General features: G+C 59.1%; 20 protein-coding genes and 2 tRNA genes. 2 read left to right on the top strand and 20 right to left on the bottom strand.

Features of this window, described 5'->3' with window-relative positions; translation table 11 throughout:
• Window positions 1-77 precede the first annotated feature (77 nt).
• The 11 genes from AC07O1_RS22305 to truA all read right to left on the bottom strand — a co-directional run bounded on the left by AC07O1_RS22305 (window position 78) and on the right by truA (window position 9,471).
• A tRNA-Asp gene (locus AC07O1_RS22305) sits at window positions 78-154 on the bottom strand.
• A gap of 56 nt (window positions 155-210) precedes the next feature.
• Window positions 211-286: transfer RNA gene (locus AC07O1_RS22300), tRNA-Val, on the bottom strand.
• Window positions 287-447: 161 nt separating this feature from the next.
• Complete coding sequence (locus AC07O1_RS22295; protein ID WP_495090194.1) at window positions 448-1,206, bottom strand: SDR family oxidoreductase; 759 nt, start codon at window positions 1,204-1,206, stop codon at window positions 448-450.
• A gap of 11 nt (window positions 1,207-1,217) precedes the next feature.
• The gene (locus tag AC07O1_RS22290; RefSeq protein WP_495011689.1) at window positions 1,218-2,429 is read right to left on the bottom strand and encodes an O-succinylhomoserine sulfhydrylase; all 1,212 of its coding nucleotides are present in this window, start codon (window positions 2,427-2,429) and stop codon (window positions 1,218-1,220) included.
• Between the two features lie 30 nt (window positions 2,430-2,459).
• Complete coding sequence (purF, locus tag AC07O1_RS22285) at window positions 2,460-3,965, bottom strand: amidophosphoribosyltransferase (RefSeq protein ID WP_494994696.1); 1,506 nt, start codon at window positions 3,963-3,965, stop codon at window positions 2,460-2,462.
• A 41-nt stretch (window positions 3,966-4,006) separates the two neighbouring features.
• Window positions 4,007-4,567 carry a CvpA family protein gene (locus tag AC07O1_RS22280; RefSeq protein WP_495090139.1) on the bottom strand — a complete coding sequence of 187 codons (561 nt, stop codon included), beginning with the start codon at window positions 4,565-4,567 and terminating at the stop codon, window positions 4,007-4,009.
• A gap of 263 nt (window positions 4,568-4,830) precedes the next feature.
• Window positions 4,831-5,481 carry an SPOR domain-containing protein gene (locus AC07O1_RS22275; protein WP_495090138.1) on the bottom strand — a complete coding sequence of 217 codons (651 nt, stop codon included), beginning with the start codon at window positions 5,479-5,481 and terminating at the stop codon, window positions 4,831-4,833.
• Complete coding sequence (folC, locus tag AC07O1_RS22270) at window positions 5,465-6,772, bottom strand: bifunctional tetrahydrofolate synthase/dihydrofolate synthase (protein WP_495090137.1); 1,308 nt, start codon at window positions 6,770-6,772, stop codon at window positions 5,465-5,467. Before folC ends, AC07O1_RS22275 begins: the two co-directional genes overlap by 17 nt.
• Window positions 6,769-7,689 carry an acetyl-CoA carboxylase, carboxyltransferase subunit beta gene (accD, locus tag AC07O1_RS22265; RefSeq protein ID WP_494994692.1) on the bottom strand — a complete coding sequence of 307 codons (921 nt, stop codon included), beginning with the start codon at window positions 7,687-7,689 and terminating at the stop codon, window positions 6,769-6,771. Before accD ends, folC begins: the two co-directional genes overlap by 4 nt.
• Before the next feature lie 270 nt (window positions 7,690-7,959).
• Window positions 7,960-8,583, bottom strand: a complete 624-nt coding sequence (locus AC07O1_RS22260; protein WP_495090136.1) for a phosphoribosylanthranilate isomerase — start codon at window positions 8,581-8,583, stop codon at window positions 7,960-7,962.
• A gap of 63 nt (window positions 8,584-8,646) precedes the next feature.
• Entirely contained in the window at window positions 8,647-9,471 is an 825-nt protein-coding gene (gene truA, locus AC07O1_RS22255; RefSeq protein ID WP_495090193.1) for a tRNA pseudouridine(38-40) synthase TruA, read from the bottom strand.
• A 230-nt stretch (window positions 9,472-9,701) separates the two neighbouring features.
• Here truA and AC07O1_RS22250 point away from each other — a divergent pair, with 230 nt between their 5' ends.
• Complete coding sequence (locus AC07O1_RS22250) at window positions 9,702-10,361, top strand: M24 family metallopeptidase (protein WP_495090135.1); 660 nt, start codon at window positions 9,702-9,704, stop codon at window positions 10,359-10,361.
• A 189-nt stretch (window positions 10,362-10,550) separates the two neighbouring features.
• On the opposite strand, the gene AC07O1_RS22245 is transcribed toward AC07O1_RS22250, so the two are convergent.
• The 9 genes from AC07O1_RS22245 to AC07O1_RS22205 form a co-directional block, all read right to left on the bottom strand.
• Window positions 10,551-11,492 carry an AEC family transporter gene (locus tag AC07O1_RS22245; protein WP_494995204.1) on the bottom strand — a complete coding sequence of 314 codons (942 nt, stop codon included), beginning with the start codon at window positions 11,490-11,492 and terminating at the stop codon, window positions 10,551-10,553.
• Window positions 11,493-11,607: 115 nt separating this feature from the next.
• The gene (gene garD / locus AC07O1_RS22240; RefSeq protein WP_494995205.1) at window positions 11,608-13,161 is read right to left on the bottom strand and encodes a galactarate dehydratase; all 1,554 of its coding nucleotides are present in this window, start codon (window positions 13,159-13,161) and stop codon (window positions 11,608-11,610) included.
• 11 nt (window positions 13,162-13,172) lie between these two features.
• Window positions 13,173-14,537, bottom strand: a complete 1,365-nt coding sequence (locus tag AC07O1_RS22235; protein ID WP_495090134.1) for an MFS transporter — start codon at window positions 14,535-14,537, stop codon at window positions 13,173-13,175.
• Between the two features lie 190 nt (window positions 14,538-14,727).
• Window positions 14,728-16,173, bottom strand: coding sequence for an aldehyde dehydrogenase family protein (locus tag AC07O1_RS22230; protein WP_494995207.1), 1,446 nt, complete (start codon window positions 16,171-16,173; stop codon window positions 14,728-14,730).
• A 53-nt stretch (window positions 16,174-16,226) separates the two neighbouring features.
• Complete coding sequence (gene kdgD / locus AC07O1_RS22225; RefSeq protein WP_494995208.1) at window positions 16,227-17,138, bottom strand: 5-dehydro-4-deoxyglucarate dehydratase; 912 nt, start codon at window positions 17,136-17,138, stop codon at window positions 16,227-16,229.
• 523 nt (window positions 17,139-17,661) lie between these two features.
• Complete coding sequence (locus tag AC07O1_RS22220) at window positions 17,662-18,411, bottom strand: FadR/GntR family transcriptional regulator (protein WP_495090133.1); 750 nt, start codon at window positions 18,409-18,411, stop codon at window positions 17,662-17,664.
• Window positions 18,412-18,481: 70 nt separating this feature from the next.
• On the bottom strand, window positions 18,482-20,209 hold the full coding sequence (locus AC07O1_RS22215) for an ABC transporter ATP-binding protein/permease (RefSeq protein ID WP_495090132.1): 1,728 nt from the start codon (window positions 20,207-20,209) through the stop codon (window positions 18,482-18,484).
• Between the two features lie 96 nt (window positions 20,210-20,305).
• Entirely contained in the window at window positions 20,306-20,866 is a 561-nt protein-coding gene (locus AC07O1_RS22210; RefSeq protein WP_494995211.1) for a response regulator transcription factor, read from the bottom strand.
• On the bottom strand, window positions 20,859-22,121 hold the full coding sequence (locus AC07O1_RS22205; protein WP_495023338.1) for an ATP-binding protein: 1,263 nt from the start codon (window positions 22,119-22,121) through the stop codon (window positions 20,859-20,861). Before AC07O1_RS22205 ends, AC07O1_RS22210 begins: the two co-directional genes overlap by 8 nt.
• A 318-nt stretch (window positions 22,122-22,439) precedes the next feature.
• On the opposite strand from AC07O1_RS22205, the gene AC07O1_RS22200 reads away from it, so the two are divergent.
• Window positions 22,440-23,156: an SIMPL domain-containing protein gene (locus AC07O1_RS22200; RefSeq protein ID WP_494995213.1), complete on the top strand. Its 717-nt coding sequence runs from the start codon at window positions 22,440-22,442 to the stop codon at window positions 23,154-23,156.
• Window positions 23,157-23,243 lie beyond the last annotated feature (87 nt).

Below are 23,243 nucleotides of genomic sequence, written 5' to 3'. Positions count from 1 at the left end.
TTTGAACCTTTGAAATCATCTGACTGGAAGCTCTAGGCTTTTCAATCTCAAACCGGGAAAACCCGATCTGGAAAATATGGCGCAGCGGACGGGACTCGAACCCGCGACCCCCGGCGTGACAGGCCGGTATTCTAACCGACTGAACTACCGCTGCGCGTCGGTGGAGGCTTTTAAAAGCTTCCATCTTTCTTTCGAAAGACTCTCAAGAAGTGGTGGGTGATGACGGGATCGAACCGCCGACCCTCTGCTTGTAAGGCAGATGCTCTCCCAGCTGAGCTAATCACCCTTTGCTTCGTTGAGGCCGCGAAATTTACGCAGATACCGAAGCTAAGTCAATACCCTGCTTGAAGTTTTTCTGAAAAAGACAAAATAAGTTTATCTTTCCCGGACAGCCTTCCATTCGAACAGCTCGATCGCGTAAGCCGCATCGCGATGCAAGCTGCGCTCCTACCGATAAATCATTTTCTTGGTCATGCCACCATCGACCACAAACTCCTGGCCCGTGACAAAACCCGCATTCTTCGACAGCAGCCAGGCCACCATCGCCGCCACGTCCTCAACCGTCCCTACCCTGCCCGCCGGGTGCTGAGAATGATCAGCGTCCGTCAGCGGCTCGGCCCGGCGCGCAGCCGGGTCTCGGGCATCGATCCAGCCAGGACTGACCGCATTGACCCGAATCTCCGGACCCAGACTGATCGCCAGCGCATGTGTCAACGCCAGCAGACCGCCCTTGCTCGCCGCATAGGCCTCGGTATCCGGCTCCGATTGCCCGGCGCGGGTCGAGGCCAGATTGACGATGGCACCCGCGTGAGCACGCAGATAAGGCGCGCAGTGCTTGGCCAGCAACATCGGCCCACTGAGGTTCACCGCCAGAACACGATTCCAGTAAGCCAAATCAAGACTTTCCAGCGTGATATTGCGCGGTTCGGCCACCGCCGCATTGCAAACCAGCGCATCAAGGCGCCCGAACTGACCAAGCACTTCGGCAACGCCCAAGGCGACTTGCTGCTCATCCGCCACATCCATGGTGATGAACCAGGCGCTTTCACCGAGAACCTTGGCGACCCTGGAGCCACGCACACGGTCAAGATCAGTCAGCACCACCTGCCAGCCTTCGCTGATCAGCCAGGCCGCAATCCCCAGACCGATGCCACGCGCCGCGCCGGTAACCAGCGCGACACGACCATTGGCGCTACCCGCCCCCATGGACAAATCGATCACAAGGCAGCCAACCCGCGCGCCAGATCCACTTGCAAGTCAGCGACATCTTCCAGACCGACCGCAATGCGGATCAGGCTGTCACGAATCCCGGCAGCCTCACGCTCTTGCGGCGCCAGACGGCCGTGAGAGGTGGTACTCGGATGAGTGATGGTGGTTTTGCTGTCGCCCAGGTTCGCGGTGATCGAAATCAGTCGGGTTGCATCGATGAAGCGCCAGGCCCCCTCTTTGCCACCCTTGACTTCGAAGCTCACCACCGCACCGAAGCCACGCTGCTGACGCCGGGCCAACTCATGCTGCGGATGGCTCTTGAGGCCGGCGTAATGCACCTTCTCGATCCCGTCCTGCTGCTCCAGCCACTCGGCCAGAACCTGAGCACTGGCACAGTGAGCACGCATACGCAGGTTCAGCGTTTCCAGGCCCTTGAGGAAAATCCAGGCATTGAATGGACTCAGGGTCGGCCCGGCAGTACGCAGGAAACCAACCACTTCTTTCATCTGCTCGCTGCGACCGGCAACCACGCCCCCCATGCAACGGCCCTGACCATCAATGAACTTGGTGGCCGAATGCACCACCACGTCCGCACCCAGCTTCAACGGCTGTTGCAGCGCCGGCGTACAGAAGCAGTTGTCGACGACCAGCATCGCACCCTTGGCATGGGCAATCCCGGACAATGCCGCGATATCCACCAATTCGGCCAGCGGGTTGGACGGTGATTCAACAAAGAGCAATTTGGTATTGGCCTTGATTGCCGCATCCCAACCGGACAAGTCCGCCAGGGGCACGTAATCGACTTCGATACCAAAGCGCTTGAAATACTTTTCGAACAGACTGATGGTCGAGCCGAACACACTGCGCGATACCAGCACATGATCACCGGCGCTGCACAGGCTCATGACCACCGCCAGGATGGCTGCCATGCCGGTTGCCGTGGCAACCGCCTGCTCGGCCCCCTCCAGCGCTGCGATACGCTCTTCGAACGACCGCACCGTAGGGTTGGTGTAACGCGAGTAGACGTTGCCCGGCACTTCACCGGCGAACCGCGCAGCCGCATCGGCGGCCGTGCGGAACACGTAACTGGAGGTGAAGAACATCGGATCACCGTGCTCACCTTCCGGCGTACGGTGCTGACCGGCGCGCACGGCCAGGGTATCGAAAGCTACGCCATCGAGGTCGCTGTCCAGCCGACCGGCATCCCAATCCTGACTCATGCTGCCTACTCCTTAGTCTTGTATTCCAAATCAGTTGTTGTACAGGTCGATGATCGCGCTGACGGCCTGAGTCTTGACCTTGGAGGCATCGTTACGCGCCTGCTCGATCTTGTTCAGGTAGGTCTCGTCGATATCGCCGGTGACGTACTTGCCGTCGAACACCGCGCAGTCGAAGCTCTCGATCTTGACCTTGCCACCGCCAACCGCTTCGATCAGGTCCGGCAGGTCCTGATAGACCAGCCAGTCGGCGCCGATCAGATCGGCAACGTCCTGGGTGGTACGATTGTGTGCGATCAGCTCGTGGGCGCTCGGCATGTCGATACCGTAGACGTTCGGGTAGCGAACAGCCGGTGCCGCCGAGCAGAAGTAGACATTCTTCGCACCCGCTTCGCGGGCCATCTGAATGATCTGCTTGCAGGTGGTGCCGCGAACGATGGAGTCGTCCACCAGCATCACGTTCTTGCCGCGGAATTCCAGTTCGATGGCGTTGAGCTTCTGGCGTACGGATTTTTTCCGTGCAGCCTGGCCCGGCATGATGAAGGTCCGGCCGATGTAGCGGTTCTTCACGAAACCTTCGCGGAACTTCACGCCCAAATGGTTAGCCAGCTCCAGTGCAGCGGTACGGCTGGTGTCCGGAATCGGGATAACTACGTCGATATCGTGCTGTGGACGCTCACGCAGGATCTTGTCCGCAAGCTTCTCACCCATGCGCAGGCGAGCCTTGTAGACCGAAACGCCGTCGATGATCGAGTCCGGACGCGCCAGGTAGACATGTTCGAAAATGCAAGGCGTGAGCTTCGGATTGGTCGCGCACTGACGGGTGTGCAGCTTGCCGTCTTCAGTGATGTAGACCGCTTCGCCCGGTGCCAGGTCGCGAATCAGGGTGAAACCAAGCACGTCCAGGGAAACGCTTTCCGAGGCGATCATGTACTCGACGCCTTCATCGGTATGACGCTGACCGAAGACGATCGGACGAATGCCGTGCGGGTCACGGAAACCGACGATGCCATAACCGGTGATCATCGCAACCACGGCATAACCACCCACGCAGCGATTGTGCACGTCGGTTACGGCGGCGAAAACGTCTTCTTCGGTTGGCTGCAACTTGCCGCGCTGGGCCAGCTCGTGAGCGAACACGTTGAGCAGGACTTCCGAATCGGAGTTGGTGTTGACATGGCGCAGGTCAGATTCGTAAATCTCCTTGGCCAGTTGTTCAACGTTGGTCAGGTTACCGTTGTGCGCCAGGGTAATGCCGTAAGGCGAGTTGACGTAAAACGGTTGAGCTTCGGCCGAGGTCGAGCTGCCCGCGGTCGGGTAACGCACATGGCCAATGCCCATGTGACCGACCAGGCGCTGCATATGCCGCTGATGGAACACATCACGGACCAGGCCATTGTCCTTGCGCAGGAATAACCGGCCATCATGGCTGGTCACGATACCGGCAGCGTCCTGGCCGCGGTGCTGGAGGACGGTTAGCGCGTCATACAGCGCCTGATTGACGTTCGACTTACCGACGATACCGACGATGCCACACATGCGACGCAACCCCTACTTAATGAAACTGAACTGAACACTTCTCACTGCGGCGTTTTGGCCGTCGGCAAGAGATGCTCCTTGAACGGTATGTCAGCGGGTACGCTGATACCGCTGGCCAGCCACTGACTGCTCCACCCTAATATGAGGTTTTTGGACCAATCTGCAACCAATAGAAATTGTGGTACGAGCCTTGACTCCTGCCACCACTTATCCTGCTGTACCGGGCCCAGACTCAAGAGCCCGACGGCGGTGACCACCAGCAGCGCGCCACGCGCCGCGCCGAAGGCCATGCCGAGAAAACGATCGGTCCCGGACAGGCCGGTGACGCGAACCAGTTCGCTGATAAGGTAATTGATCATTGCGCCCACCATTAAGGTGGCGACAAACATGATGGCACAGCCCGCGATCACGCGTGCCGAAGGTGTTTCGATGTATCCGGCGAGGTACTGGGACAATGAGCCACCAAACATCCAGGCTACGATTCCTGCGATGATCCAGGTGAGCAGCGACAGTGCTTCTTTGACGAAGCCGCGACTCAAACTGATCAAAGCGGAGATGGCGACGATTGCAACGATCGCCCAGTCAACCCAGGTAAATAGCACAGTGCAGCCTACAGACGGATAAGGCGGCGCATTTTAGCAGAGCCCATGGCTGTCGGTAAGCTGCGATTGTCAGTGCATTTCAAATCAATGAGATAGCGTCAGCCGATAACACGACCTGCGTAGCCGCTGGCGAAGGTTGCGTCCAGCTGCTCAGCAGTCGCAATACCAGGCATCTCGGTCATTCAGGCAAACCGCGCAAGCCGGGCTTACGACTGCTGCGCAGCCGGACGCAGGCTGCGCCAGCTGCTACGAGCAACGTGGCTTCAGCCGCGCTCAGGCTGGAAACGCACCACAAAACCCTTGAGGTTCTGCTGACGACCCAGCAAGTCGCGCAGACGATCGGCTTCAGCGCGCTCGATCAGCGGCCCGACGAACACCCGGTTCTTGCCATCTGCAGAACGGATATAGGCGTTGTAACCCTGGCTGCGCAGGGATTTCTGCAAGCTCTCGGCACTTTCCCGACTGGACAGGCTGGCCAATTGAACCGACCAGCTGACTGACAGACCATTGGCATCGACGCGACTTTGGCTCACATCGGGTTTGCTCGGCGCCGGTGCAACAGGCTGGGCTGCTGCAGGTTTTGGTACCGGCGCGGGGGCTACAGGCTTGCTGGCTACGACCGGCGCCGGGACTGGAGTCATCGGCGCGACCGGCTTGGCCGGCACCTCCTGATCAGCGATCTCGTCATCACTGGGAACCGGCTCTTGCGGCAGGCTTTGCGGTTCAGGCACGACCACTGGCTCAACCTGAACTTGCTGCACCGCAGGCGCTTGAGGCTTGGCCGGGGCGTCAACGATTATCTGACGCTGCTCATCCTGACGGGAAAACAGCATCGGCAAGAAGATTACCGCCAACGCCACCAGGACCAGTGCTCCGACCATACGCTGCTTGTAAACGTTATCCAGCAAAGCCATTTGCAGCCTCCTCCGTGGAGCGCCGGGCTAACCATTGGAGCGCCTCGGCAACACAATAAAATGATCCAAACAACAGAATTTCATCCTCGGCCGCCGCTTGGGCACACTGCCCTTCCAGCGCGGCAGCGACACTTTCGTAGGACGTCACCGACGCACCAAGGTTCTGCAAGGCCGCCTGCAGATCTTCGACCGGGCGACTGCGCGCAGAATCCAGCGGAGCAACAGCCCACTGCTGGACACTACCACTCAACTGCGCAAGAACTCCATCGAGGTCCTTGTCAGCCAGCAAACCAAACACCGCCAGACGCCTGCCTGCCAGAGGGCGGCGAGCCAGGCGATGGGCCAGATACTCCGCTGCATGCGGGTTGTGTCCCACATCCAGCAGCACATTCAGACGCTTGCCGTGCCAATCAAACTGACGCCGATCGAGGCGACCAACCACCTGAGTGGCTTTCAGCGCCTCGACAATTTGCTTCGCCTGCCATGGCAAACCGAGCAACAGGTAAGCCTGCAACGCCAGCGCCGCGTTTTCCATCGGCAGATCGAGCAGAGGCAAATCATGCAACTCGACAACACCACCTTGCGCATCCAGGCCGCGCCACTGCCAGTTATGCTCGGTGATACCCAGATCGAAATCGCGACCACGCAGGAAAAACGGGCAACTCAGCTCGCGCGCTTTGTCCAGCAAGGGTTGAGGAGGATTGAGATCGCCGCAGAGCGCAGGCACGCCCTGACGGAATATGCCGGCCTTTTCGAAAGCCACCGACTCACGGGTATTACCCAGCCAGTCAGCGTGATCGACGCCGATGCTGGTGACCAGTGCCAGGTCGGCATCGATCAGATTGACCGCATCCAGACGACCACCCAGACCGACTTCCAGCACCACGGCATCGAGACCGGCACGCTGGAACAGCCAGAACGCCGCCAGGGTGCCCATCTCGAAATAAGTCAGGGAGATTTCGCGGCGACCGGACTCGACCGCCACGAAGGCCTCGCACAGTTCAGCGTCAGTGGCTTCGACGCCATTGACCTGCACCCGCTCGTTGTAGCGCAGCAGATGCGGCGAATTGTAGACGCCGACCTTGAGTCCCTGCGCTCGCAGCAAGGAAGCCACGAACGCACAGGTAGAACCTTTGCCGTTGGTACCCGTAACCGTGATCACCCGAGGCCCCGGCTTGCCCAGCCCCATCCGGGACGCTACCTCTTGCGAGCGCTCCAGCCCCATGTCGATGGCCGACGGATGTAATTGCTCAAGGTAGGCGAGCCAGTCGCCAAGGGTACGTTCGATCATAGGTTTGCAGGCACCGGAGGGATCGCGATCGACTCGACCGGAGCGGCAATGAATACCGGCGTCGGCAGGCCCATCATTTGCGCCAGCAGGTTACCCAGACGCGGGCGCAGCTCCTGACGAGCAATGATCATGTCGATGGCGCCGTGCTCCAGCAGGAACTCACTGCGCTGGAAGCCTTCCGGCAGTTTTTCACGCACGGTCTGCTCGATCACACGCGGGCCGGCGAAGCCGATCAGGGCCTTGGGCTCAGCGACGATGACGTCACCGAGCATCGCCAGACTGGCGGAAACCCCACCATAGACCGGGTCGGTAAGAACGGAGATAAACGGAAGACCTTCTTCACGCAGACGCGCCAGAACCGCCGAGGTCTTGGCCATTTGCATCAGAGAAATCAGCGCTTCCTGCATCCGCGCACCGCCGGAAGCAGCAAAGCAGATCATCGGGCAGCGGTTTTCCAGCGCATAGTTGGCGGCACGAACAAAACGCTCACCAACGATGGCGCCCATCGAGCCACCCATGAAGGAGAACTCGAACGCCGAGACCACCACAGGCATACCCAGCAGAGTACCGCTCATGGAGATCAGCGCGTCTTTCTCGCCGGTCTGCTTCTGGGCCGCGGTCAGACGATCCTTGTACTTTTTGCCGTCGCGAAATTTCAGACGATCCACTGGCTCCAGGTCAGCACCCAGTTCGGCACGACCTTCAGCATCGAGGAAGATATTGATACGAGCGCGGGCGTCAATACGCATGTGGTGGTTGCACTTGGGGCAAACATCCAGGGTCTTTTCCAGCTCCGGACGATACAGCACGGCGTCGCAGGACGGGCATTTGTGCCACAAACCTTCAGGCACCGAACTTTTCTTCACCTCGGAACGCATGATCGAAGGGATCAGTTTGTCTACTAACCAGTTGCTCATGCTTTCTTTCTCCAGTACCGGCGACCCGAACATTTGACGTTCGCAGCCCCGCGCATGCCCTTGAGCTAAATTCATGTGTGCGGCGATGATCCGTTGGTTACCGCGGTCAGCGCGAGGCTTGACCTGCGTGTAACCGAACAAATCCTCAGCCATCCCGGCAGCCGCTCCAGAGCGGCTGCCACTTTAATTTCGGCCCGTCCAGGGACGGTGCCAAGCCTGTTTTGTACAGTGGTGTTATGGACGGCGGCAGACTGCCAGCCGTCACATCGGCTAGCTGCTGCTACGTACGGCCTGAATAAACGCACGAATCTTTGCGTGATCCTTGATGCCTTTGCTCTGCTCCACCCCGCCACTGACGTCCACCGCATACGGATGGACCCGGGCGATGGCCTCAGCCACATTCGTCGCCGACAGACCTCCGGCGAGGATGATCGGCTTGCTCAGGCCCTGTGGCACCAATGACCAGTCGAACGCTTCTCCGGTACCTCCAGGAACGCCTTCGACATAGGTATCCAGCAATATCCCGCTGGCACCCGCATAAGCCTCGCACCTGGCAGCGATGTCATCGCCTGCCTTGACCCGCAGCGCCTTGATGTAGGGCCGGTGATAACCCTCGCAATCGGACGGCGTTTCGTCGCCATGAAACTGCAGCAGGTCCAGCGGCACGGCATCGAGAATCTCGCCCAGCTCGCAACGACTGGCATTGACGAACAAACCGACAGTGGTCACGAATGGCGGCAACGCCGCAATGATCGCCCGCGCCTGCTGCACATTCACCGCCCGAGGGCTTTTGGCGTAAAACACAAAACCAATCGCATCCGCCCCGGCGTCGACGGCTGCCAAGGCGTCTTCTATGCGGGTAATCCCGCAAATCTTGCTGCGAACGGCTGACATGTCGTTTGAACCTCAGGGCTGATCCGAGAAAGTCCCGGATGGTAACAAATGCTTTTCCGGGCGTCAGCCGTCAAGTTCCGAGAAGCCAGTCAGGAAATGCGGGCCAATGAAACGCTCGGGCAATTGGAACTCGTCGTGGTACTCAACCTGTACCAGATACAGCCCGTACGGATGGGCGGTCACGCCACCGGTTCGACGAATACGGCTTTCGAGCACTTCCCTGGCCCACTCCACCGGCCGCTCACCGGCGCCGATGGTCATCAGCACCCCAGCGATATTACGCACCATATGATGCAGAAATGAACCGGCACGGATATCCAGCACGATCATCTTGCCGTGCTGGGTCACACGCAGGTGATGGAGCTTCTTGATCGGTGACTTGGCCTGGCACTGACCGGCGCGAAACGCACTGAAATCGTGAGTCCCGACCAGATGCTCGGCGGCTTCGGCCATACGCTGTACATCCAGCGGGCGATGGTTCCAGGTAATTTCCTGATTCAAATGCGCCGGGCGAATCTGATCGTTGTAAATCACATAACGGTAGCGCCGGGCAATCGCCTTGAAGCGTGCATGGAAATCGGCAGGCATGACCTTGGCCCAGCTCACGCTGATATCGTGGGGCAGATTGATGTTGGCCCCCATGACCCAGGCCTTCATCGAGCGTTCGGCCTGTGTATCAAAATGCACTACTTGCCCGCAGGCATGCACGCCGGCGTCGGTACGGCCGGCACACATCAGCGATACCGGAGAGTCGGCGACTTTGGACAAGGCATTTTCAAGGGTTTCCTGCACCGTCAAAACGCCGGAAGCCTGACGCTGCCAGCCGCAATAACGCGAACCTTTGTATTCAACACCCAAAGCGATTCTGAAAAAGCCTGCGGCCGCCATTTCGGCGGCCGCGTTATCTATATTTGCCAAGGACTTACAGCCTGCTGATTTACGCAAAGGTGTCCATTATAAGGCCGCGAGACCGAGACGCCATGTTCACGCCGTTTTTAGTTTCAGACTTCAACTTTTTGATCGCCACCTCACGCAACGATTGCATCCTGCCCAACGACACCGCTATATATATTTATATACAACGAAGATCACAAAACCCCCTTACCGAGACCTGATCGATGACCGCCATAAACAAAGAAGCCGTTGGCCTGGCCTATAGCCTGGAAGGCATGCGCCACGCCAAACGCAAGACCTGGGAAGCCATCGAAGAGATGGCCAGACGCATCAAGCCCGGCATGCTTGAATCCGAAGCCAAAGCGCTGGGCCTGGAGGTTTTGCAAGAACTGGGCATGGACCGCATCTGGCACCCACTGCTGATCCGTTTCGGCGAAAACACTTTAAAAACATTCAAACAGCGCTCCGAAGGCGATCCGGCACTGGGTGACAACGATATTTTCTTTATCGACCTGGGCGTGGTCTGGGATCAGCATGAGGGGGACTGCGGCGCAACCTTCACCACCGGCAACGATCCAGAGATGCGCGCTTGCGCCACGGCTGCCAAAACCCTGTTTGATCAGGTTCACGACTATTGGCGAACCCATCAGGTAGCCGGGCCTGAGCTGTATCGCTACGCCGAGGCGCAGGCAACGGCCATGGGATGGGTACTGAACCTGGACATCAAAGGCCATCGCGTCAGTGATTTCCCCCACGCCATCTATCGCGCCGGGGATCTGGGAAATTTCGAAGCCTGCCCCGATGTTGGCCTGTGGATTCTGGAAATCCAGATCGCCCACCCTACTCGTCCGTTTGGGGCATTTTATGAAGATTTGCTGGCCTGACTCGCGCACTGGCATGGGGTATTAGGGGTCTAGTGGCCTGTGTGGCTAGTTCGTTAGCTCAAATTCGGATGCCGGCGGCCCAGAGCCAAGGCGCTGTGACGAGTCATAGCCCGCTATGGCGAGGAACAGCAACGCAGGATATGGGCTGCTGGCGCCGAAGTTGACTAACAGAACTAGCCACACAGGCCACTAGATCCACCCACCCCACTGCAACAGAAATATCCCGATGTTGGTGGTCACCGCCGCCATCAGCGTGGTGATCACAATGATCGCTGCCGCCAATTCGTGATTGCCGTTGGCCTGTCGGGCCATGACGAAACTGGCGGCGGCAGTCGGGCTGCCGAAGTACAGAAACAGAATCCCCAACTCCGCCCCGCGAAAGCCGCAGAGCCAGGCCCCAGATGTAGCCAGCACCGGCAAACCAATCATCTTCACCAGGCTTGCGCTCAACGCCAGCTCACCACTTTTGCGCAACGCCGCCAGCGACAGCGTGCCACCGATGCAAATCAGTGCCAGTGGCAAAGTCGTCTGCGCCAGATACCCGCCGGAGGTTTCCAGCCAGTTGGGCAGGCCTATCCGGAAATAGGCGAACGGCGCCGCGGAAAACACGCTGATGATCAGCGGGTTGCTGAACACGCTTTTGCAGACGCTCCATGGATCAGACTTGATGACCGGACTGTAGACCGCCAGCACAATGGTCGAGAGGGTGTTGTAGAACACAATCACCAGCCCCGCGAGAATCGCCCCGAGAGAAATCCCGTAGCTGCCATACATACTCGCTGCCAAGGCCAGACCAATAACGCCGTTGTTGCCACGAAACGCGCCCTGGGCGTAGATCCCACGGTCTTCCTGCGGGCAACGCCAGATCGCCCAACCCCAGGCAATGGCAAAACCGACCAACGTGGCGATGGCGAAATAGATCAGCAATGATGGCTGCAACGCCGAATGCAGATCGGCATGCAGGATGCCGAGAAACAACAACGCCGGCATGGTGACGTTGAACACCAGTGCCGACGCGGTGTGGATAAAATTGTCGTCGATCCAGCCGATGCGTTTGAGCAACACCCCCAAAAACAACATGGCAAACACTGGCGCGGTGATATTCAGTGTTTCGAGAAAGATTGCCAGCATGCCTGGTGAACCTTGTGCCTGTCATTAGGGGGCTAATGATAAGCCAGCAGCGACAGATAAGCCGCATCGCAATCCAGGATCGTTCCCACGCGCGAGCGTGGGAATAATCATAAGGTCAGGTAATCGGCGCCGGATTGAACAGCGTGATGTCGTTGTGCAATTTGTGCTTCTCGGCCCAGGTCTGTTTCTTGCCGCTGGCGACGTCCAGGTAGAAGTGGAACAGCTCCCAACCCAGCTCTTCGATGCTGGCGCGGCCGGTGGCAATGCGCCCGGCATCGATGTCGATCAGGTCCGGCCAGCGCTGGGCCAGTTCGGTACGGGTCGAGACCTTCACCACCGGTGCCATAGCCAGGCCATAAGGCGTACCCCGCCCGGTGGTGAACACATGCAGGTTCATCCCGGCCGCCAGTTGCAGGGTGCCACAGACAAAATCACTCGCCGGCGTCGCGCAGAAGATCAGGCCTTTACGCTTGAAGCGTTCGCCCGGACCAAGCACGCCGTTAATCGCGCTGCTGCCGGATTTGACGATGGAGCCCAACGACTTCTCGACGATATTCGACAACCCGCCCTTCTTGTTGCCCGGCGTGGTATTGGCGCTGCGATCGGCTTCACCCTTGGCCAGGTAACGGTCGTACCAGTCCATCTCGCGCACCAACTCCTGCGCCACCTCCTCGGTTTCGGCGCGCGAGGTCAGCAAGTAGATGGCATCGCGCACTTCGGTCACTTCGGAAAACATCACCGTCGCACCCGCTCTTAACAGCAAGTCCGAGGCATAACCGAGCGCCGGGTTGGCGGTGATCCCGGAAAACGCATCACTGCCGCCGCACTGCATGCCGAGAATCAATTCGGACGCCGGCACGGTTTCGCGACGGCGCTGGTCGAGTTTCTTCAAACGGGTTTCGGCCAGCGCCATGATCTGTTCGATCATCTCGGTGAAACCGTGGCTGGAGTCCTGCAAGCGATACAACCACGGCTCACTGAGGTCCACCGAGCTGTCGTTCTCATGCATCACCTGGCCGGCCTGCAACTTCTCGCAACCCAGACTGATGACCAGCGCTTCGCCGCCCAGATTCGGGTTGCGCGCCAGATTGCGCACGGTGCGGATCGGGATGTAGGCATCGGTGGCGGTAATCGCCACACCGCAGCCGTAGCTGTGGGTCAGCGCCACCACATCATCGACATGCGGGTACTTGGGCAGCAGCTCGTCGCGTATACGCTTGACCGCATGATTCAGCACACCGGTCACACACTGCACGGTGGTGGTGATACCCAGAATATTGCGCGTGCCAACAGTGCCGTCGGCATTGCGATACCCCTCGAACGTGAAGCCTTGCAGTGGTGCTTGTGCGGCCGGCACCTCGGTGGACAGCGGCAAACTGTCCAGCGGCGGCGCGGTGGGCATGCGCAGTTGATCTTCCTTGACCCAGCTGCCACGCGGGATCGGCTGCAAGGCGTAACCGATGGTCTGACCGTAACGAATCACCTGGCCGCCTTCGGGAATATCTTCCAGCGTCACCTTGTGGCTTTGCGGGACGAAATCCACAGTCACCAGGCCGTCCGGGAACTCGGTACCGGCCGGCACACCCTGGTCGTTGACCACGATCACTACATTATCCAGCTCGTGCAGACGGATGTAGCGCGGCGAGTCGGAATGTTCAATCAACTGCATGACGCCGCTCCTCAGGAATGAGCTTGAGAAAATTTATTAAGTTCCGGGCCGGCACTCGGCGGCTCCTTGAGCACCACGCGTTTGATCGGGCCGACGATCACCAGATAACTGAAGACCGCCACCAGCGCATTGCAACCGACAAACACCAGCGCCCATTTGAATGAACCGGTAGAGCTGATGATGTAGCCGATCACGATCGGCGTGGTAATCGAAGCGATGTTGCCGAACATGTTGAACAGGCCACCACTGAGGCCGGCAATCTGTTTCGGCGAGGTATCGGACACCACCGCCCAACCGAGCGCGCCAACACCTTTACCGAAGAACGCCAGGGCCATGAAACCCACCACCATCCACTCGATATCGACGTAGTTGCAGGCCACGATGCTGGTGGATAACAGCAAACCGCCAATAATCGGTGCCTTGCGGGCGAAGGTCAGGGAATGACCTTTGCGCAGTAGGTAGTCGGAAATAATCCCGCCCAATACGCCGCCGATAAAACCGCAGATGGCCGGCAAAGAAGCGATGAACCCCGCCTTCAAAATGGTCATGCCGCGCTCCTGAACCAGGTACACCGGGAACCAGGTCAGGAAGAAGTAGGTGATACCGTTGATGCAGTATTGGCCCAGGTACACGCCGAGCATCATCCGGTTGCTGAGCAACTGACGCACGTAGTCCCATTTTGGACCGTCGGTGCGCTTGCCCTTGCCTTTGTCCTGATCCATGTCGACCAGGCCGCCGTTATCGGCGATGTGTTTGAACTCGGCGTCGTTTATCATCGGATGCTGGCGCGGGCTGTGGATAACTTTCAGCCAGACCAGCGAGAACACAATGCCGATTGCGCCCATTACCACGAACACATGCTGCCAGCCGAAGCGGTAGACGATCCAGCCCATCAGCGGGGCGAAGATCACCGTGGCAAAGTATTGCGCCGAGTTGAAGATCGCCGACGCCGTTCCGCGCTCTGCAGTCGGAAACCAGGCCGCAACGATGCGCGCATTACCGGGGAAGGATGGCGCTTCGGCCAGGCCCACCAGAAAGCGCAGCATGAACAATGCGACGATGGCGGTGGATACACCGATCTCACCCACATAGCCTTGCAGCACGGTGAACAGCGACCAGGTGAAAATGCTCAGGGCATAGACTTTTTTCGAACCGAAACGGTCGAGCAGCCAGCCGCCGGGGATTTGCCCGGCCACGTAGGCCCAGCCAAATGCGGAGAAGATATAGCCGAGGGTGACGGCGTCGATGCCAAGGTCTTTTTGCAGACTGGAGCCTGCGATGGCGATGGTTGCGCGGTCGGCGTAGTTGATTGTGGTCACCAGAAACAGCATGAGCAAAATCAAATAGCGGACATGCGTCGGCTTGGTCGCTTGCATGTAGATGTACTCCCACTAATTATTTTTTTTGCGGGTAATGATTTTTGATTTCTGTAGGAGCAGCCGGTCGACGCTCGATTGCTCGCGATGGTCGTCAACGATAACGCGGGGCATCAGGAATACCGCGGTAATTTCGAGTGCATCGCGAGCAATCGAGCGTCGACCGGCTGCTCCTACAGGGTGGTGCGTGTTACGAACCGACGTAGCTGGTTTTTACAACGGTGTAGAACTCCTGCGCATAGCGACCTTGCTCGCGAGAACCATAGGATGAACCTTTTCGACCACCAAACGGCACATGGTAATCAACGCCGGCGGTCGGCAAATTGACCATCACCATCCCGGCCTGGGAGTGGCGCTTGAAGTGGTTGGCGTACTTCAGCGAGGTAGTGGCGATGCCCGCCGACAGACCGAATTCGGTGTCGTTGGCCATGGCCAGCGCTGCCTCGTAATCCGCTACACGAACGATATTGGCCACCGGGCCGAAGATCTCTTCACGGCTGATGCGCATCTGGGCCGAGCTGTCGGCAAACAGCGTCGGTGCGAGGAAGTAGCCTTCGGTATCGCAGGTCACCAGGCCACCGCCACTGACCAGTCGCGCACCTTCGGACTGGCCGATGTCGATGTACTTCAGATCCTGTTCAAGCTGCGCTTGAGAGACCACCGGACCGATATCGGTTCCGGACTTCAACGCATGGCCGACCTTGATCGAGCGCATACGCTCGGCCATGGCTTCGACGAATGTATCGTGAATCCCTGCGGTGACGATAAAACGGCTCGAGGCGGTGCAACGCTGCCCAGTGGAGTAGAACGCGCTCTGTACCGCCAGCTCGACCGCTTGCTTGAGGTCGGCATCGTCAAGAATGATCTGCGGGTTCTTGCCGCCCATTTCCAGTTGCACTTTAGCCTGGCGCGATACACAGCTGACCGCGATCTGCCGACCCACGCCGACCGAGCCAGTGAAGCTGATGCCGTCGACTTTCGGGCTGTTGACCATGGCGTCACCGATCACTCGACCGCTGCCCATCACCAGGTTGAACACGCCAGCGGGGAAGCCTGCGCGGGAGATGATTTCCGCCAACGCCCAAGCGCAGCCCGGCACCAGGTCGGCCGGTTTGAGCACCACGCAATTGCCGTAGGCCAACGCCGGAGCGATCTTCCAGGCTGGAATGGCAATCGGGAAGTTCCACGGCGTGATCAGACCGACCACACCCAGGGCTTCGCGGGTGACTTCAACGTTGACGCCCGGACGCACCGAGGGCAGGTAATCGCCCGACAAACGCAGGCATTCACCGGCGAAGAACTTGAAGATGTTGCCGGCGCGGGACACTTCGCCAATAGCCTCGGGCAACGTTTTGCCCTCTTCCCGAGCGAGCAGCGTGCCGAGTTCTTCGCGGCGGGCGAGAATCTCGCTGCCGACTTTATCCAGCGCATCACTGCGCGCCTGAATACCGGACGTCGACCAGGCCGGGAACGCGGCACGGGCGGCGTCGATGGCGGCGTGTACCTGAGCCAGGTCGGCCTTGGCGTATTCGCCGATGACATCGGACAACTCGGACGGATTGATATTGGTCGAGTAGTCGGTACCAGCGACCCATTGGCCGCCGATGTAGTTATCGAATCGTTTTGTATCTGACACGAGCAATCTCCTTGCACGATGGCCGCTGATTGCTCGGCGGCCCAGGAAAATTCTTACTGCGGACCTTGCTTGTCGATCAGCGCAGCCAGTGCTTCGTATTCTTCTGGCAGCAGATCAGTCAGCGGAGTGCGCACAGGGCCTGCGTCGTAGCCGGCAATTTTTGCTCCTGCCTTGACGATGCTCACCGCGTACCCGGCCTTGCGGTTGCGGATATCCAGGTACGGCAGGAAGAAGTCATCGATGATTTTGCCGACGGTGGCGTGATCTTCACGGGCGATGGCGTGATAGAAATCCATCGCGGTTTTCGGAATGAAGTTGAACACCGCCGAGGAGTAAACCGGTACGCCCAACGCCTTGTAAGCCGCGGCGTAGACCTCTGCGGTCGGCAAGCCTCCAAGGTAGCTGAAGCGATCGCCGAGGCGACGACGGATCGACACCATCAACTCGATATCACCCACGCCATCCTTGTAGCCGATCAGATTCGGGCAGCGCTCAGCCAGGCGTTCCAGCAATGGCGCGGTCAGACGGCAGACGTTGCGGTTATAGACAATCACGCCGATTTTTACCGATTTGCACACCGCCTCAACGTGGGCGGCGACGCCGTCCTGGCTGGCTTCAGTCAGGTAATGCGGCAACAGCAACAAACCTTTGGCGCCCAGGCGCTCGGCTTCTTGAGCGTATTCGATGGCCTGGCGGGTAGAGCCGCCGACACCGGCAAGGATCGGCACACTGGCGGCGCAGGTGTCGACGGCCGTCTTGATGACTTGCGAATACTCGCTGGCTGCCAGGGAGAAGAACTCACCGGTACCACCCGCCGCAAACAAGGCCGAGGCGCCATACGGGGCCAGCCACTCGAGACGCTTGATGTAGCCAGCACGATGGAAGTCGCCCTGGGCATTGAAATCGGTCACCGGAAAAGACAGCAGACCGGAAGAAAGGATGGACTTCAGTTCTTGTGGATTCATTATTCGAACACCCTGGGAAGCACGTTGTGATGAAGAGGTACATCAGTCCTGGCTGATGTCGTACGTCATCGTACAACTTAAATTATAATCGTCAACTGCAATTCATCGTCGATGCTGAGATCTGGGCAGGAACTGCTTTCCAATGGCGTGCCGATTGCCAAGGGCGACATAGAATGACAAGGGGGGGGGGTCAAGGCCAAGCCAGTTGGAGGGCAACTGGCGATGAGAGTGGATCGTTCGATTCTAAAGACCGGCTGAGTTTCAAGCCTTGCACTGCACCTGTGGCGAGTGGGCTTGCCCTAATGCCGTTCAGTTAAGGAAATATAGGTCCCTATTGTAGGAGCGAGCTTGCTCGCGATGGACTCAAGGGCGGCACGTCTATTCAGAAAATACGCGTTATCGTTAACGTCCATCGCGAGCAAGCTCGGCTCCTACAAAAAGCTGCGCTCGCTTAACTGAACGGCATTAGGGCAAGCCCACTCGCCACAGGTCATTGTTCAAACCAGAAATTGTACTCCCCCATCTACCCCTGCTGCGCCTGCGCCTCTTCATGGGCGTGGCGCAGACGTTCGCGGCTATTGGTCAGGTGCAAACGCATGGCCGCACGGGCCGCGTCCGAGTCCTGGCGGGCAATGGCTTCATAAATTTCTTCGTGTTCACGACTCAAACGGCTCATGTAGTGCTGCTGGTCATCATGGGCCAGACGCGCGGAGTTGAGCCGGGTGCGAGGAATGATGCTGGTGCCCAGGTGGTTCATGATGTCAGTGAAGTAACGATTGCCGGTGGCCAGTGCGATCTGCAGATGAAACTGGAAGTCCGACGCTACCGCATCACCGGCACGGGCGGCACTTTCGTTCAGCGCATCCAGTGCTGCGCGCATCGCCGCCAACTGCTCGGCGCTACGGCGTTGCGCCGCGAGGCCGGCAGACTCCACTTCCAGGCTGATACGCAGCTCAAGAATCGCCAACACATCACGCAAGGTCACCACGGTCGCCGGATCGATACGAAAGCCGCTCGGGCTCGGTGTGTCCAGCACAAAGGTGCCGATACCGTGGCGAGTCTCGACCTGCCCGGCGGCCTGCAAGCGCGAAATCGCTTCGCGCACCACGGTGCGGCTGACGCCATGAGCCTCCATGATCGCCGACTCGGTGGGCAGCTTGTCACCGCGCTGCAGCTGACCGTCGCGGATCTGCTCGGACAACACCGTCACCAACTCTTGCGCAAGGCTGCGACGTTTGCGCGGAAGGCGTGGCGCCTCGATCTGGTTTTCCATGGTGAACATCTTTCTCGGCAAACGGCTGAACCCGTATCATAGCTCAACCGGGTTGTACGATCACTGTTGACTACGCCGTCACCGCTTGCTCGACCAAGTGACCACCCTCGATGCGCACATGCCGTGAGTGGAAACGCTTGAGACTGCTGCGATGCCCGACGCTGACGATACTCAAGCCCGGCAACTGATGAATCAAGGCTTGATAAAGCGCCGCTTCGTCTTCTTCGTCCATCGCCGAAGTGGCTTCATCCATGTACAGCCAATGCGGGGCGTAGAGCAGCGCGCGGGCAAAGGCCAAGCGTTGCTGTTCGCCCGGCGACAACATGCGCTGCCAGTGATTGCTCTCATCCAGACGCGGGATCAGATGCGGTAAACGGCAGGTCTCCAGCACTTGCACATAACGCTCGTGAGGATAAACGTCACCCGGCTGTGGATAACTCAGGGCGTCGCGCAGGCTGCCAATCGGCAAATAAGGCTTTTGCGGCAGGAATAGATAGCGCTGGGCCGGCAAGCGGATATTGCCGTGGCCGCTGGGCCAGAGGTGACCCATAGCCCGCAGCAAGGTACTTTTGCCGCTACCGGAACGGCCGCTGAGCATCAATCGCTCACCCGCCGCAACACTCATGTTGGCGCCGGCCAGCAAATGACGGCCGTCGGCCAGGTCCAGCCCCAGGTTGTGCACTTTCAGCTCATCGCCCTGGCTCTGCACATCTATTGCCGGCGGCCGCTCTTCGTTTTCGCTCATGGCCTGGTGAAAGCTCAGCAACCGGTCACAGGTGGCGCGCCACGCTGCGATCTCGGAGTACGCGGTGATGAACCAGCTGAAGTTCTCCTGAACGTTGCCGAACGCCGAGTTGATTTGCATCAGCTCGCCGAGCTCGATCTTGCCGGTAAAGTAACGCGGTGCCGCGACGATGAACGGGAAGATAATAGCAATCTGACCATAACCGGCTGTGAAGAATGTCAGGCGTTTTGACACCCTCATGATCTCCCAGAAATTCTGCCAGACCATGCCAAAGCGGGTACTCAGCCGTTTGTTCTCGTTGGGTTCGCCGTTATACAGCGCAATGCTCTCGGCATTTTCACGGACCCGGACCAGGGAAAAACGCAGGTCAGCTTCAAAGCGTTGTTGTTGGTTGTTCAAGCTGATCAGGCGCCGGCCGATCAAATGAGTCAGCCAACTGCCAACCACCGCATACACCAGCGCGCACCAGAACATGTAACCGGGAATGGTGTAGCCGAAGACTTCGATACTACCCGACACGCCCCAGAGAATGATCGAGAACGAGACCAGACTGACCACGGTCCGGATCAACCCCAACCCAAGGCTCAAGGTGTTGGAGGTGAAGCTGTTGAGGTCTTCGGAAATCCGTTGGTCCGGGTTATCGGTATAACCGCCCTGTTCCAACTGGTAGTAGTTCTTGCTTCCAAGCCAGCGGGCAAAATGATGCTCGGTCAGCCAGGCCCGCCAGCGGATGGTCAGCATCTGCGTCAGATACAACCGATACACCGCCCCGAGGATAGCCACTGCGGCGATCCCGCAGAAATACAGAATCAACTGCCAGAACGCCGCATCGTCCTTCTTTTGCAGCGCGTTATAGAAGTCTTTGTACCAACTGTTGATCCACACCGAGATCGCCACGCTGAACAATGACAGCGCGATCACGGCTATTAACAGCGTCCATGCCTTACCCTTCTCCTCACTGCGCCAGTACGGCGTAGTCATGCGCCAGACCCGCCGCAGGAATTGCCCACTCACAGCGTCGTTGACCGCAGAATATTCAGCGTTCTGATTCATTGTTCAGGCTCTATAGGGAAAAGAACACGCGTCGAGCCGATCATAGATGATCAGCCCGGGTTATCGCGAGTCTGGAGATATTCGTTCAGCGCCCGTTCAGCGGCGAACGGGACGTTTCTGCAGTTTGCGCTGCAGGGTACGACGGTGCATGCCCAGGGCGCGGGCAGTGGCGGAGATGTTGCCTTCGTGCTCGGTCAGCACGCGCTGGATGTGCTCCCATTGCAGACGGTCCACCGACATCGGGTTTTCCGGCACCAGGGTGTCGAGGTCGGCATGCTCGGAAAGCAGAGCTGCCAGCACGTCATCGGCATCCGCCGGTTTGCACAGATAATTGCAGGCGCCGCGCTTGATGGCCTCGACCGCCGTGGCGATGCTCGAATAGCCCGTCAGGATCAACACGCGCATTTCCGGGTCGAGCTCGAGCAGCTTGGGCAGCAGCACCAATCCCGAGTCGCCGTCCATTTTCAGATCCAGTGCGGCGTAGTCCGGAATGTCCTGCTGGGCGATGGTCAGCCCCTCTTCGGCAGAACCTGCGGTGCTCACGCGAAAACCGCGGCGGTTCATGGCGCGCGCCATGACGCGGGTGAAGGTAGCGTCATCGTCTACCAGCAATAAATGCGGCAGTTCTTCGCCTTCGACTTGGATCTCGTCACTCATGTTCGTCTCCTCGGGCGACACGGGGCAGGCGCAGCTCGGTGAGCGTACCGCCTTCCTCATGACTATAGAGTTTCACTGAGCCGCCGGCGCGTGTCACGCTGGCCTTGCTCAAAAACAGGCCCAGGCCGAAACCTTTGCCCTTGGTGGTAAAAAATGGCTTGCCGATTTGCTCGGCAATCGCCAGCGGCACGCCGGCGCCGTGGTCGCGAATACTGATGGTGAGGTTTTCGGCGTCCCAATCCAGATGCACTTCCAGGCCTTCGGGGCAGGCATCGGCGGCATTGTTCAGCAGATTGAGCAACGCCTGGGTCAGGTCCGGCGGCGGCGCCAATCGCGGCACCGGGCCCTGGCCCAGACGCTGGAGGCGGTAACTGGCCTCCGGACGCATCAGGTGCCAGCGGTTCAGCGCTTCGTCGAGCCAGTCGGTGACGTCTTGCATGTCCACCGCCAAACGGCGATTGGCTTCAGCGGCGCGGACCAATTGCTGCAAGGTCTCTTTGCACAGCTTTACCTGGTCCTGGAGCACGCTCAAATCATCCTGCAGCAACGGGTCGTGGTGGTCCTGACGCATTTCCTTGAGCAGCACGCTCATGGTCGCCAGCGGCGTGCCCAATTCATGGGCGGCACCGGCGGCTTGCGTGGCCACGGCCAGCAGTTGTTGATCGCGCAGGCCTTCTTCGCGGCGGATCGCCCGCAACTCTTCCTGACGACGCAGTTCCTCGGCCATCCTCGCCGCGAAGAAGGTAATCACCGCCGCTGCCAATGCAAAGCTCAGCCACATGCCGTAGATCTGCATCTTCTCCCGGGCGATCGGGAAGGTATCCAGCGGGTAGAACTGCGCCAGCAGCAAAGTGTACATCGTCAAGGCGATGCCGGAGAGAACCACCGAATAACGCCAAGGCAAGGTCACTGCAGCGATGGTCAGCGGCACCAGGTAATAGGAAACGAAAGGGTTGGTCGAGCCGCCAGAGAAGTACAGCAAGGCACTGTGGATAAACAGGTCACAGGCCAGTTGAAGGGCGTATTCCAGCTCAGTCACCGGCCACGATGTGCGCAGGCGAATGGCGGTGAAAGCGCACAGCACCATTGAAAAACCGAGGGTCACCGCCAGTTGCAGCCAGGGCAACGGCAGCAAATCGAACCAGTAGGCGAGCCCCACCGAACCGGCTTGGGCGGCCAGTACCAGCGTGCGGATAAAAGTCAGACGCCAAAGGTTCTGGCGAGTGGCGGAAAGCAATTGAACGGGGGCGAGCATGAGCTCTCCTGATGAGCGCTCCAGGCGGATCGCGATGAGTATAACCAAGCCGCGCCTCCCACAGGCAAACTGCGGCAAACGGCCACAGTCCAGTCGGGATCTTCGGCGGCTGTCAGGGCGCCTCGCGGGCAAGCCTTGCTCCTGCAGGGACCGCGCAATTAGGAGCGAGGCTTGCCTGCGATCGACCGCGAAGCGGTCGTCATCAGCCTTAGATGTATAGAAGTTGTAACCAGGTGAACCGGAGAATAGAAGCTACAGTCTGATGGTTTCACGCAGGCTCGGACCATAGCCCCTGCGGATTGCACTCAAGGAGTTTCCATGCATACATTCAGCCGCAGCGCTGCCCTACTTGCCCTAAGCACTGGCGCCCTCGCCAGCCTGCCGGCCCTGGCCGCCGATGAGCTTCATTACAACCAGATTTCCCTGCGCGCCGAAGTCAGCCAGGAAGTGGCCCGCGACCTGATGATCGTGACCCTCTACAGCGAACAGCAGAATACCGACCCGGCCAAACTCGCCGCCGACATCAGCACCACCATCAACAAGGCGCTGGGCCAGGCTCGTCAGGTCAAGGACATCACCTTGCGTCAGGGCAGCCGCAACAGCTACCCGATCTACGACACCAAAGGCCAGAAAATCACCGGCTGGCGCGAACGTGCCGAACTGCGCCTGGAAAGTCCGGACTTCGCCGCGCTGTCCAGGCTAACCGGCGAACTGCTGACGGACCTGAAAATGGGCGGCATGGATTTCGCCATCGCCAACCCGACCCGCAAGGCCAGCGAAGACGCCTTGCTCAAAGAAGCCGTCGGCGCCTTCAAGGCCCGCGCACAACTGGCCACCGAGGCACTGGGCGGCAAGGGTTACAAAATCGTCAACCTGAACCTCAACAGCAACGGTTACCCGCGCCCCTACATGCGCGCACCGATGATGATGAAAGCCGCCAGCATGGATTCAGCGCCGGTGACCCCGGAAGTCGAACCCGGCACCAGCCAGGTCAGCATGACGGCCGATGGTTCGATTGAAGTGTTGATGCCTTAAACGCATCTATTGATCGTTCCCACGCTCTGGACTGCACCCCAAAGGTTAGACATAACCGATGGGGTGTTTCATGGGGAAGTACACAGA

The organism is Pseudomonas sp. GW821-FHT07G10 (assembly GCF_059418545.1).
This window is presented reverse-complemented; position numbering and strand designations above follow the sequence as displayed.